The sequence below is a fragment of the Rhizobium sp. KNZ14-9A genome, from assembly GCF_056755015.1.
In genome coordinates this window covers 172,247-184,351 of sequence record NZ_JBPGXB010000004.1, presented here as the reverse complement: position 1 = coordinate 184,351, position 12,105 = coordinate 172,247, and the positions used below count along the sequence as shown (strand labels likewise).

At 60.3% G+C, this 12,105-nt stretch carries 10 protein-coding genes and 1 pseudogene; 1 reads left to right on the top strand and 10 read right to left on the bottom strand.

Features of this window, described 5'->3' with window-relative positions; genetic code table 11:
* Positions 1 to 3 precede the first annotated feature (3 nt).
* From ACR9ZQ_RS31320 to ACR9ZQ_RS31295, 6 genes are all read right to left on the bottom strand, one after another.
* Positions 4 to 645, bottom strand: coding sequence for a cysteine hydrolase family protein (locus ACR9ZQ_RS31320; RefSeq protein ID WP_481429574.1), 642 nt, complete (start codon positions 643 to 645; stop codon positions 4 to 6).
* Entirely contained in the window at positions 638 to 1,324 is a 687-nt protein-coding gene (locus tag ACR9ZQ_RS31315; RefSeq protein WP_481429573.1) for a cysteine hydrolase family protein, read from the bottom strand. Before ACR9ZQ_RS31315 ends, ACR9ZQ_RS31320 begins: the two co-directional genes overlap by 8 nt.
* Complete coding sequence (locus tag ACR9ZQ_RS31310; RefSeq protein WP_310381538.1) at positions 1,321 to 2,469, bottom strand: ABC transporter ATP-binding protein; 1,149 nt, start codon at positions 2,467 to 2,469, stop codon at positions 1,321 to 1,323. The genes ACR9ZQ_RS31315 and ACR9ZQ_RS31310 overlap by 4 nt, the downstream gene beginning before the upstream one ends.
* An 11-nt stretch (positions 2,470 to 2,480) precedes the next feature.
* The gene (locus tag ACR9ZQ_RS31305) at positions 2,481 to 3,302 is read right to left on the bottom strand and encodes a carbohydrate ABC transporter permease (RefSeq protein ID WP_310381536.1); all 822 of its coding nucleotides are present in this window, start codon (positions 3,300 to 3,302) and stop codon (positions 2,481 to 2,483) included.
* Positions 3,303 to 3,306: 4 nt separating this feature from the next.
* On the bottom strand, positions 3,307 to 4,206 hold the full coding sequence (locus ACR9ZQ_RS31300; RefSeq protein ID WP_310381534.1) for a carbohydrate ABC transporter permease: 900 nt from the start codon (positions 4,204 to 4,206) through the stop codon (positions 3,307 to 3,309).
* 139 nt (positions 4,207 to 4,345) lie between these two features.
* Positions 4,346 to 5,641 carry an ABC transporter substrate-binding protein gene (locus ACR9ZQ_RS31295; protein ID WP_310381532.1) on the bottom strand — a complete coding sequence of 432 codons (1,296 nt, stop codon included), beginning with the start codon at positions 5,639 to 5,641 and terminating at the stop codon, positions 4,346 to 4,348.
* Positions 5,642 to 6,015: 374 nt separating this feature from the next.
* Here ACR9ZQ_RS31295 and ACR9ZQ_RS31290 point away from each other — a divergent pair, with 374 nt between their 5' ends.
* Positions 6,016 to 7,494 carry an FAD-dependent oxidoreductase gene (locus ACR9ZQ_RS31290; RefSeq protein WP_481429572.1) on the top strand — a complete coding sequence of 493 codons (1,479 nt, stop codon included), beginning with the start codon at positions 6,016 to 6,018 and terminating at the stop codon, positions 7,492 to 7,494.
* A 61-nt stretch (positions 7,495 to 7,555) separates the two neighbouring features.
* Here the strand turns inward: ACR9ZQ_RS31290 and ACR9ZQ_RS31285 are convergent, their stop codons facing one another.
* The 4 genes and pseudogenes from ACR9ZQ_RS31285 to ACR9ZQ_RS31270 form a co-directional block, all read right to left on the bottom strand.
* The gene (locus tag ACR9ZQ_RS31285; RefSeq protein ID WP_481429571.1) at positions 7,556 to 8,638 is read right to left on the bottom strand and encodes a questin oxidase family protein; all 1,083 of its coding nucleotides are present in this window, start codon (positions 8,636 to 8,638) and stop codon (positions 7,556 to 7,558) included.
* A 270-nt stretch (positions 8,639 to 8,908) separates the two neighbouring features.
* Positions 8,909 to 9,742: a DeoR/GlpR family DNA-binding transcription regulator gene (locus ACR9ZQ_RS31280; RefSeq protein ID WP_481429570.1), complete on the bottom strand. Its 834-nt coding sequence runs from the start codon at positions 9,740 to 9,742 to the stop codon at positions 8,909 to 8,911.
* Between the two features lie 163 nt (positions 9,743 to 9,905).
* Positions 9,906 to 10,589 carry an HAD family hydrolase gene (locus ACR9ZQ_RS31275; protein ID WP_481429569.1) on the bottom strand — a complete coding sequence of 228 codons (684 nt, stop codon included), beginning with the start codon at positions 10,587 to 10,589 and terminating at the stop codon, positions 9,906 to 9,908.
* Positions 10,586 to 12,093 (bottom strand): annotated as a pseudogene (locus ACR9ZQ_RS31270) (FGGY-family carbohydrate kinase). The gene ACR9ZQ_RS31275 and the pseudogene ACR9ZQ_RS31270 overlap by 4 nt, the downstream one beginning before the upstream one ends.
* Positions 12,094 to 12,105 lie beyond the last annotated feature (12 nt).

Below are 12,105 nucleotides of genomic sequence, written 5' to 3'. Positions count from 1 at the left end.
ATGCTACTCCTGAATTGTCGTTAGTGCCGCCAGGACGTCGGCGGTGGCGGCAACCGTGCCGAAAAGGCCGTTGCCGAAAGTTGTGATACGCAATTGCGCGCTGTGGCGCAGGGGCGAGGTGCCCTTGCAGGCATCCGCCACCGTCAGGCACTCGAAACCCATGTCGTTGGCCGCGCGCTGTGTGGCGTGAACGATACCTTCGGTCGGAAGGCCGGTCACGAGCAGGTTGCGCACGCCGCGCTGGCGCAGCTCATCCTCGAGCCCCGTGCGGAAGAATGCGTTGTCGCCACCATGATCGACGAGGATTGCGTTATCGGGCAGCTCCAGCCTGTCGCTCAGCGCCCATTCGGCAGAATGTCTAGCGGGAACATGGTCGCCGAGGAGACGACGGCGAGCCGCTATCGCGCTTTCGGACGGGTCTGCTCCACGGCGGGCGGCAACGACGGCAAGGCCGGCTTTCTTGGCCCCTTCGAGCAGTTCCATGGCGGCTTCGAGCTCCGGCCCGGCCGACAGCGCGGCAATGTTGCCGTTCTGGAAGCCGAGGAGCAGAAGCGCGGTGTCGATCGCCGACCAGACCCCGTCAAAGGGCCAGGAATAGGGATTGGCGGCAATGGCGCCGAAGTTTTTCATGTCGCGCTCAGCCATCGAGCATCTCCAGCATGGCTTTGAACGCAGCCCGGTCGGAGACGCCGCCCCAGCGCCCGCCGAATGCCCCAAGGATTTCGAGGGTGGCCTCGTGATTGGGTGTTTCGACCGCCGCCGTGCAGTCTTCGAGAAGCACGCACTCGATGCCGTATTCGAAACCGTCTCGCAGAGTGGATTGCACGCAACAATCCGAGGTGACACCGGTGACGACAAGGCGAGAGATGCCGCGCTTTTTCAGTTCGTCCGCCAGTTCGGTGCGGTGGAATGACGACTTGCCCGGCTTGTCGATCACCAGTTCTCCCTCGACGGGACTTAGTTCGGGAATGATCTGCCAGCCCGGCTCGCCATGCACCAGGATACGGCCAGTCTTGCCCTGATCGCCGATACCGAGCCCATGGACGCGGGTGCGCCATTGCTTGTTGGCATGCAGGTCCAAAAGATCGGGTCGGTGTCCCTCTCGGGTGTGAATAACGGTGATCTCCGCCGCCCGGGCAGCCTCGAGGACATCGCGGATCGGCGCGATGACGGAGCGGGTGTTGGAGACATCCTCGCCGAGTTGGTCGACCCAGCCGCCGGGGGCGCAGAAATCCACCTGCATGTCGATGATGATGAGCGCGATCTCCGCCCTTGAGACGGGACCGCCGAGCGGCCAGAAGCCGCCGGTTGCCGGACTCGTCACAAGGTTACTCCCGTTTGCGCGTCAAAAACGAGGATGGACGCCGGATCGATGGCGAAGGACACGCTCTCGTCGCGGCTGATGCGATGGCTGCCGTCGATCATGGCCTTCAGCTTCGGCGACGACTTCATCACATCGCGCTCGTCCTCGATCATGTCGGCATGGCCCATGGCGATCTCGCCGGAATCGAGATGCAGCAGCAGGTCGGCTCCCAAATCCTCGACGAACAGGACCCTGGCGGAGAGGGTTCCCGGTCCCGTCGAGCCCGTGGTCACTTTGAAGGCTTCGGGGCGGATGCCGGCGACAACCTTGCCGCCAATGCGTCGGGCCAGCCGGTCCGCCGAGGCCGGAAGCGGGAGCAGGAAGGGACCGATCTGCAAGGCCGGTGCGCCGTCGCGACCAACGAGGGTCGCCTCCATGAAATTGATCGGCGGCGAGCCTATGAAGCTCGCGACGAACATATTCACCGGATTGTCGTAGAGCTTGCGAGGGGCATCGAGCTGCTGCAGTGTTCCCTTGTTCATCACGGCGACGCGATGACCCATCGTCATCGCCTCCACCTGGTCGTGCGTCACGTAGACCGTGGTGACCGCCCGCATACGCTGCAGCCTCGAAATCTCTGTCCGCATCTGGCCACGCAGTCGAGCATCGAGGTTCGAAAGCGGTTCGTCCATGAGGAAGGCGTTGGGCGAGCGAACCAGCGCCCGCCCCATGGCGACGCGCTGGCGCTGGCCACCGGAAAGGCGCGCCGGCTTCCGGTCGAGGAATTCCGTCAGTTCGAGCAGCGCAGCCGTTTCGCGAACCTTCTCCGCCACCTCCTCGGGCTTGGCGCCGCGAACCTTCAGTCCGAACGCGATATTTTCGCCGACGGTCAGATGCGGATAGAGCGCGTAGGACTGGAACACCATGGCGATATTGCGCTCGCGCGGGGCAAGATCATTGGCGACGGTATCGTTGATCCTGAGCGTGCCGCCGGTGATCTCCTCAAGGCCCGCGATCATGCGCAGCGCCGTGGTCTTGCCACAGCCCGACGGACCGACAAGCACCATGAATTCACCGTCGTTGATCGAGAGGTTAAAGTCCGTCAGCGCGGCAGACTTGCCGCCCGCATAGGTTTTGGACACGTTCTGAAACGAAATCTGGGCCATGGATCTGGGTCCTACTGTACGCCGTTCGTTGCGCCCTGAACGAAGTAGCGATTCATGAACAGCGCCATCAGGACAATCGGAATTGTTGAGAAGTGGGCAAGCGCGCCGAGCGTGCCCCAGGTGATGTCCTTGGTACCGTAGGCGGTCAGCAACGCGACCGATATCGGCTTGGAATCGAGTGTCGTGAGGAACATCGGATGAAGGAAGTCGTTCCAGGAAAACATCATGCAGAACAAGGCGCAGGCGATCATGCCTGAACGGGTGGTCGGCACAGCGACCTTGAGGAAGGCACCCATCTGCGTGCAGCCATCGGTCAATGCCGCCTCTTCCATATCGGGAGGCAGCGACTTGAAGTAGGAGAACATCATCCAGGTCACGAAGGCACAGTTGAGCATGGTGTTGAAAACGATGACCGCCCACCAGCTTCCGAGCAGGCCGATGTCCCGCATGAGCAGATAGAAGGGGATCAGGGCTGCGATTGCCGGGATCATGCGGATCGCCAGGAAGAAATAGGCAAAGCCCGCGGCATATCGGGATTTGGATCTTGCCAGAGCATAACCCGCGGGGGTGCCGAGCAGCAGCGACAGAAGCGTCGTGCCGATGCTGATGACAAGCGACGAGCGCACCAGCGAGAACACGTCGAAAGCAGCGAAGGCCTTGCGGAACTGGTCGAGCGTTGGCTCGAAGAACAACCGCGGCGGCACGGAGAAGATCTGGTTCGAGGGCTTGTAAGCCGTGGAAATCAGCCAGCATACCGGCAGCAGGAAGAGCACGGTAATGGTGAGAATGGTGGTCCGCTCGAGAAAGACGCGTCGTTTGGAAACCATGGCCATCGCATTACTTCCCATTGATCCGGACATCGGCGCGGCGCACCACCAGCATCAGCGCGGTCGCCATCAGCGCTATAAACAGCAGTGTGACGTTGCCGACCGCCGACGCATAGCCGACATTGAAGAATTGCAGCCCTTCCTTGACGCCGAGCATCATCAACGTGTTCGTAGCATCGTCGGGTCCACCCCCGGTCGTGACGAAGACGGAATCGAACACGCGGAAGGCGTCCATGCTTCTCAGCGTGAGCGCCAGGAAGACCGATGGCAGCATCAGCGGCAGGATAAGCATCCGAAAGCGCTGCCAGGCAGTTGCGCCATCAACCAGCCCCGCCTCCAGCACGTCTGCCGGCAGCGCTTTCAATCCCGCGAGCAGGATCAGCGCCATCAGGGGCGTCCATTCCCAGCAATCGATAAAGATCAGCACCCAGAGCGCCGTGCCGCCGTCCGTCAGCAGCCCGCTGCGCGGCCCGATCCCGGCCTCTGACAGGAAGTAGCCGATCATACCGTAGTCCGCACCGAGCAACGCCTTGAAGATCAGGCCGACCACAAGCGGGGTGATCGTGGCGGGAATGAGCAGGAAGGCAAGGACGATGCGATTGAAGCGACTGTCGCGCCACAGCAGCAGTGCAAGGCAGAAGCCGAAAACCAGCTGCAACCCGACACTGAAGATCGTGAACTGAAAGGTATTGAGAATGGCCTTGCGGGCCGACGGATCCGAGAAGATGTCGAAGTAGTTCTGGAGGCCAACGAACTGGGTGCGGGCCGGGCGCAGAAGATGGTATTTATAGAAGCTGTACCAGATGCCCTGTCCAAGTGGCCACAATCCTACGGCTGCGACATATATGACGGCCGGCGCGGCCATGAAGAACAGGAAAAACCTGCGACGGTCTGAGAAGCTGTAACGCACAGGTCCAACGCTCCACTCTAAATTCGGCAGGCTGTCGCGGGAACAGCCAGCGCCTGTCATGTAGGTCGCAACTTTACTCAGGTTGCATTGAAGGTCGGCCCGCCACCCTTTTCTCCCGGATGGCGGGCGTCAAAGTCTGTCAGAACAGTTTTTCGGCTGCCGCCTGCGCTTTGTCCAGCGCATCCTTCGGCGTAACCGAGCCAGAGAGCGCCGAGTTCACGGCAGTGCCAAGCAGATCCTGGATTTCCGGATACTGGGGAATGCGCGGGCGGAATTCGCCATTGCCGTGCTCATAAGTTTCCTTGAGAACCGGCAGGAAGTCGAATTTCGCGTTGAGATCAGGGTCATCGAGCTCGCTCTTGCGGATGAAGCCACCTGCCCCGAGCATATTGAATTCCTTGTGGACCTTCTTGCTGCTGATCCACTTGATAAAGGTCCAGGCAGCGTCCTGCTTGGAGGCGTCGATGTCGGCATTGATCGACAGGCCCCAGCCGCCGACGCCGTATTGCGGCGTCATGCCCGTTGCGACCGGAGCGACCGAAATACCAACCTTGCCGACCACGTTGGAGACCTTCGGATCGGAATAGGACGTCGCACCGACGGACCATGTCTGCATGAAGGCTGCAAGCCCCTGACGGAAACTTTCTTCGCGACCGCCCCAGTCATATTCGATTGCGCCGGGAGGTGCGGCCTCCGTGAAGAGCTGCTTGTAAACCTCGAGGCTCTTGATATTGGCTTCGGAGTTCAGCGCCGGTTGGCCATCCTTGTTGAGAATGGAGCCGCCAAGCTGATTGTTATACTGCATCCAGTCTTGCGCGACCGCGGGCCCCTTCTGGCCATTGGCGACAAAGCCATACTGCTTCTTGGACGGGTCGTTGAGTTTCAGGGCGTCCTGGACAAGTTCTTCCATGTTCGCCGGCGGCTTCAGGCCGGCGGCTTCCAACAAGTCCTTGCGATAGGCCAGAACGTTGGCATAGGCCGCAAGCGGATAGGCAACATATTTGCCGTCATATTGCCCGAGGGATTCAAGGATCACCGGATAGATATCGTCGAGATCGAGTTCCGCCGCGTCGCGCTTTACCCTGTCGGTCAGGTCAACCGTATACTTGTTCTCCGCATAGGCGCCGGCCCAAACGATGTCCATGGTGACGAGGTCGTAGCCCTTGGTGTCGCCAATGAAGTCGGCGGTCGTCTTGGTCAGCAGCGTGCCATAGTCCATGATCTCGACCTTGACGTCCGCGCCCGTCTCCTCCTTGAAAGCGGGGGCGAGCGCCTGAAGGACGTTCGCGAAGCCGTCGTTCATGGAGGCGATCGTCAGCGTTACGCCATCGAGCGACTTTGCCTCGGCATAGGCAGCAGAAGCCATGAGCGCGAGCACCGATACCGCCAGCCTGCCTGCTTTAATGGTCATGCATGGTGAGGATAGTTTCATCATGGATCGCCAACCCCTTCTGTTTTTGAACCGGATGAAGGCAGGTTAGCTATGACCGCACTCAAGTCAAACAAAAATTCACATCCATCACAAAAAACATACCGAAGTCTATCTCTCTGATTAATCCTTTTGCAGGATGATCAATGCGTAGCCGCGATCTGATTTATTTTAAGGCAGTAGCGTCTAATTTTTCATCCTATTGTTTTTACAGAGATATTTTTCCACTCTATATTTCCCCGTTTCGTTCTCAGTAGGGAGCCACCGTTTGTGTTGCGAAGAAGAGTGCGTGTGCGAAAAAAATGAAAACAACACAATCAAACACTTTACAACTTTCCCCCTCTCGATACCTTGGTGTCGTTTCCTGGAGAAATGTCGCCATGCAGCCATCGCCAATGGATGTTTCAGCCCCACACCGCCCCGCATATGGTGCCGCAGCCGTCGCCGCACTTGAAGCGCAGGTTGCGCGCGACCTCACAACGATAGAAGTAGGCCTGCGCGAGTGGGTGCCGGAACGACGCCGCACATCCGGCGAGGCGATATCAGATGTCGTCATCGTGGGAGCAGGTCTCTCTGGCCTGTCGGTTGCCTTTGGGCTGAAGCGGCAGGGCGTCCAGCGCATACTCCTCATTGATGCTGCACCGGAGGGCCGCGAAGGACCCTGGATCACAACGGCGCGCATGCGCACATTGCGTTCGCCCAAGACCCTCACCGGGCCGGATCTCGGAATTCCGTCATTGACCTATCGGGCCTGGCATGAGGCCACATATGGGTCGCAACATTGGGAGACGCTGGACAAGATCGATCGGATCGACTGGATGGCATATCTCGGCTGGTTCAGATCGGTCCTTGCGCTGAATGTTTGCAACGATACAAAACTGATCCGGATCGAGCCCGATGAAGGGCATCTGCGCCTCCTTGTGGAACGAGAAGGGGTGCTAGGAGAGCTTTCCTGCCGCAAGGTCGTGCTGGCCACCGGCCTCGAAGGGGCCGGCAGCCTGAACGTGCCGGACGCAATTCGTGAAAACCTTCCACGTCAGCACTGGACCCATAGCGGTGACGAGATCGATGCCGGCTTCTTTGTCGGCAAACGGATCGGCGTGCTCGGTGCAGCCGCATCCAGCTTCGACTGGGCGGTCGCAGCTCTCGAGGCTGGCGCTGAATCCGTGACGGTTCTGGCGCGCTCGACTGTCCTGCCTCGCACGGAACTGCTTGATTGGTCGAATTTCCCCGGCTTTCTCAACCATTTCGCCGATCTCGATGATCACAGCCGCTACAGATTTGCCCGGCGGATGTTTGCCTTCAAAACACCGCCGACCAACGAGATGTTCAACCGCGCCATGGCACATGAGGCGTGCCGGCTGGTGACGGGCGCCTCTGTGCGGTCGGTCGCCATGGAGGGCGAGAAGATTTGCATAGGAACAGCCGCCGGCGATTTTCGGTTCGATCACCTCCTGCTCGGTACGGGCTATCGCGTCGATCTTTCATGCCGGCCGGAGCTTTCCAACCTGATCGGTTCGGTTGCGACATGGGAGGACCGCTTCATCCCGAACGAGGGAGAGGATGACCGCGATCTCCTGGCCTATCCCTATCTGGGCCCGGCTTTCGAATTCCTCGAGAAGACGCCTGGCTCTTTGCCGATGCTCGCCAACATCCATGTCTTCAACAATGCGGCGGTCCCGAGTCTTGGGCCTGTATGCAACGGCATCACCGGACTGAAATCTGGCGTGCCGAAGCTCGTTTCCGGCATCTGTCGCGGCCTTTTCAAGGCCGATATCGAGCATTTCTACCGATCGCTCGACGACTACGACAAGATCCATTTCCAGCCGGAATATTGCTTCGACGGCGGCGCTGCCTGAGGCGCCGGCCCGTCATCTGTCCTCAGGGCGCTAAGAATATGCCCGACGTTCAGCCCGTGACTTACCCCTGAAGGGCATGCGCATCGAAATCGATCAGCCCCATGCGGCGCGCGGCGACGACCTTGTAGAGCCGATCGCCGGTATCGCGAAACTCCTCGAATGCCGAAAACACCAGCGAATGGTCGTGTTCGTCATTTGAGGCGACGGCAGCGGCGGCAATGATCTCATCCGGCGGCACCGGCACAGTCCGCCATTGGTCGAGAACCTCCGGCGAGGGCAACGCCGGCATGTCAATCTTGGTATAGAGCGCCATGACGACTTCCCAGAAATGCATGGCGAGGCGTTGCGGCTCATCCAGATGGGGACTGACGAGCCGCAGCCAATGGCAGCCGGTGACGGCATGCAGGGCCTCGAAACTCATTGTCGCCGCAAACAGCGCAAGGGATGCGGGACGCATCCTGCCCAGCAGATCCGGCAACGGCGCCAAACGCCCGAGCCGCTCCTGAAACGCCGGCACCTTGCCCATGGCCTCGATCCATTTCCAGAGCAGATAGGTCGGCGCGTCGATATTGCGAAGCCGCGGATCGGCATGCATGTCGAGCAAAAGAGAGACCGGATCGATGGCGTCACGCCGGCGATCGGCCGGAATGGCGTCGTAAGACAGGTAGGTGGCCGCCCAGTAGCCGAGCGCGACGGCAATCTCGGTATCGTCGCTGCGAAGCACCGCATAGGCGAGCCTCATCAATCCATGGGTGGCGGAAGCGGCAACGCCGGGAAAGAGGCGTGGCAGGTAGCGCCGGATGGCTGCGTGCCCGCCTATCTCGGCAACGACCCCCAGGAAGAAGCGCCGCAGGTCGCCCTCATGTTCGCGCTGCCCCAGCACCGTTTCCCAGTTCGAGGCATCGAGCTGCCTGACCGCCGCCGCCGGCAAGGGAACGGCATGAATGCGCGTGTAATGCTCCGCATATTCCTCCAGCCGCGCGGGTGAAGCGCCGAGCCGTCCCATAGCTTCGAGCACCATGGGAAGATGGTTGGCAAGCAGGACCGGAAACTCGCCGCTGTGACGGCCGATATCGGCGATCAACGAGGGCAGCCGCGCCCCGGCCGACGGATCGGGATAAATGCCTTTCAAGGAAGTGAACATGATCGCGCGCACCGTTTCTTCTGTCCGGAGACTTTTGCCCATCGGAAATGAGCCACAGGGGCTCAATTCACGAATAAGGAACAATCTCTAACAAAAAACAACAAATAGCAACCTGCCCCCTCACTCCGGGGGAATTTCCAACGGATTATCGTTCGCATGCTCAATGCATGCAACGCGCATTCACGTCTTCAAAGGACAAGCACGTTCTCAGAAAGCAATCGTGATCCGGATTTAGGGACACTGCTTCGTGGATATGCGGAACTGGCCCGGTCAATTGGCGACGATAATTTCCACGTTTGCGTTGGTCAGCGCCTTGTAGAGGTCACCCGTCGGCATTTCGTCACAGATAAGCGTATTGAACTCCGTCAACGCGGCCACATAGACCAGAGACATGTTGTTGAATTTGGTTGAATCGCACAACACCACACGCCGGGACGCTCGTGAAAGATAGATACGCTTCATGTCCGTTTCTTCGAACGAATAGTCGAAGATCCCCTCTGGCGTCAGGCCGGAAACACCGACGAAGGCCACGTCGAACCACAGGGATTCGAACTGGTTCACGGCGGAAGAACCGCCCGTGGACATTTCCTCGCCGCGGATTCGACCGCCGGCGAGATAGATCTCCGCTCCTCTTCCGGCCAGATGTGCGGCGCTGCGAATGCTGTTGGTGAAGATCTTCGTATGCGGACGTACCGCCAGGGTTTCCGATACGAAATAGGTGGTCGTTCCAACGTCGAGCGCGATGCTGCGAGCGCCCGCGGCAAGATCGACGGCGGCAGAAGCAATCCGCTTCTTCAGGTTTTCATTTCGAACAAGGCGGGTTTCGAAGGCTGGCTCTTCGCTGTCGGCACTTTCGCTGACCGGCATCGCCGGCGCACGATCTGGCTTCACCGCGCCGCCATGGGTGCGAATAAGCTTGCCGTCCTTTTCGAGTTCTACGAGATCGCGGCGGACGGTCATTTCCGACACCGAGAGCTGCTGGGCCAGATCGCTTACGGTCACTGAGCCGAAGCGGCCGATCGCTTCGACAATTGCGGCCTGCCTGACCTGCGCCAGGAATTTGGGCCGTTCATTCGTTTTCAACGCCGACTGGTCCCTCGCCATCTGCCTCTTGTCTTTCGTTTGTCGCCAATGTCTGTTGCGACGAAGATAAAAGCTAGCTTAGCCGAAAGGGAAAGCGTTTCAAACAAAGCATGTTCGAATCAAACACGCCATGCACAGACGATTATGATCACCTCTGTGCGGAAGTACAGGCTGCACATTTCGCCTAACACGTATGGCTGATTGCATTGCCTATCGAAAAGAGGGCTGCGACCCCGGCCAGCACGTCGATCGTCAGATCCGGCCGCCGGTCCGTGTCCTCTTCCTCGAGACCGCCCTTCTGCATGGTGAAGAGCACAGCATAGAGACCTGCGGCCCTGGCGGAGACGAGACCGGTGAGACTGTCTTCGACAGCCACGATCGATGCAGGAGAAAACCCCAGGCGTTCTGCCGCGTTGCGATACGGCATGGGCGAGGGTTTGCCCTCCGCTACATCATCGAGGCTGATCGAAAAACGGATGCAGGAGGAAATGCCCATGGCATCGAGATTGGCGTCGACGATGGGCCTGCAGGAATTGGAAACGCATACTTGCGGAATGCCGATATCGGCGAGCATCCGGATGGTTTCGACCGCTCCTGGCACGGCCTGCAGGCTGTGCCGGTTTTCAATATAGTGGCAATTGATCGCGTCCAGCCATTCCTGTTCTGCGAGCCCTTGCGGCAGGCGGGACTGCAACAGCTTCCAGACGTCGCCCATGTGGACGCCGCGAAACGCCATATCCGGAAGATCGGACAGGTCGACGCCGAAACCCTGCGATGCCGCCACCAGCGCGCGATGGTGCAACGGTTCGCTATCGACCAGCGTTCCGTCGATATCCCACGCAACGGCCAGAAAGCCGGCATCACTCACGAGCCGGCTCTCCAGCGCGGCGCGAGCCGTTCGTAGAGGTCACGGTAGCGGAGGTAACCCTCCCGGTATGAAGCAACGTTCTCGGCCTGCGGCTGCAGGACTTCGGAGAAGGTGACGAAGCGGGTCACGCCCCGCCAGTCGTTTTCAAGGCCGACGCCGATCGCTGCCGTCCATGCCGCCCCGATGCAGGAGCCAGGATGACCGGACAGACGCTGTACCGGCGCATTCAGCACGTCAGCCACGATCTGCATCCAGATGGTGCTCTGCGATCCGCCGTCCGACACGAGGAAGCGCCTGAGATGGTGGCCCATATCGACCAGAACCTCGATATGGTGGCGGATCGCATAGGCATAGGCCTCCAGGAGGGCTCGCCAGAGATGGCCGATATCGTGCGAAAGCGTGAGCCCCTCAATGACGCCGCGCGCTGCGGGATGATGTATTGGGGTCTTCTCCCCGAGCAGATATGGCAGAATGGTCAGCCCGTCCGCGCCTGCAGGTTTGGCAGAAGCCAGGACATCAAGATGCTGATGAAGGCTTCGCCCCGCGGCCCGCGCCGCTTCCCGCTCGCCTCCGGCAAATGTCTCGACGAACCAGTTGAGGGCCGAACCGCCAGTCGACATGCAGCCATTCGGCATGAACAGGCCCGGCACGAGATGGTAGTCCAGAAACAGGCGCGGATCGGGCTTGACGAGATCAGTTGCTGTGAGAATGTCGACCGCTCCGCCGAATTTCAGGAGCACGTCGCCCGCATCAATGACACCTGCCCCGAGCGCCGAGGCGATCATGTCCGCCGCGCCGCCGACGACTGGCGTGCCGGCCGCCAGGCCAGTCTCGCTCGCGCCGCGGGCATCGATCAAGCCCATGATCTCGTGCGAAGCCCGCTTGGGCGGAAGGACGTCGGGCCTGACATGGGCAAGGCGGATCAGGTCCTCGTCGACAAGGCCCGTCGAAATATCCACGAAACCTGCTTCGAGCGCCCAGTTCTGCTCCATGGCCCGGCTGCCTGTCAGGCGATAGTTGATGTAGTCGTAGGAGCCGAACACAGTGGCAATGCGGGAGAAGACTTCCGGCTCGTGCCGCTCGATCCAGCGCAGCTTGGCCGTGACGAGTTGCTGGTTGATGCCATTGCCGGCCCGCTTGAGAAAATCGGGCTCGTTCCATTCCTGCCGAAGTTCGGCAACCTCCGCCCCGCAGCGGCCATCGCTCTGCTGGATGCTCGGACGCAGCACGGTACCCTCGCCGTCAAGCAGCACCACAGCCGGCAACATGCCGGTGACACCGACGGCCTTGACCTCGGACGCTTCGATGCCGCTCGCGTTCAGGAGTTCCGTCACGATGGCGCGCACATTGGCCCACCATTCGGCCGGGTCCTCCTCGGCCCATCCGGCGTGGGGGAGGAAAGCGTGACCGGGCGGGTAGCGGTCGCCAATATGCGGTCAGGTAGCCCGACCAGGATGCCGATGGTCGAGGTCGTCCCGATATCCAGGCCAAGAACAACGGTCATAAAGCGGTTCCG

Coding starts and splice junctions, on each gene's coding strand:
- ACR9ZQ_RS31320 (WP_481429574.1), bottom strand. CDS start 645: ATGGCTGAGCGCGACATGAAAAACTTCGGCGCCATTGCCGCCAATCCC.
- ACR9ZQ_RS31280 (WP_481429570.1), bottom strand. CDS start 9,742: ATGGCGAGGGACCAGTCGGCGTTGAAAACGAATGAACGGCCCAAATTC.
- ACR9ZQ_RS31285 (WP_481429571.1), bottom strand. CDS start 8,638: ATGTTCACTTCCTTGAAAGGCATTTATCCCGATCCGTCGGCCGGGGCG.
- ACR9ZQ_RS31295 (WP_310381532.1), bottom strand. CDS start 5,641: ATGATGAAACTATCCTCACCATGCATGACCATTAAAGCAGGCAGGCTG.
- ACR9ZQ_RS31305 (WP_310381536.1), bottom strand. CDS start 3,302: ATGGCCATGGTTTCCAAACGACGCGTCTTTCTCGAGCGGACCACCATT.
- ACR9ZQ_RS31310 (WP_310381538.1), bottom strand. CDS start 2,469: ATGGCCCAGATTTCGTTTCAGAACGTGTCCAAAACCTATGCGGGCGGC.
- ACR9ZQ_RS31290 (WP_481429572.1), top strand. CDS start 6,016: ATGCAGCCATCGCCAATGGATGTTTCAGCCCCACACCGCCCCGCATAT.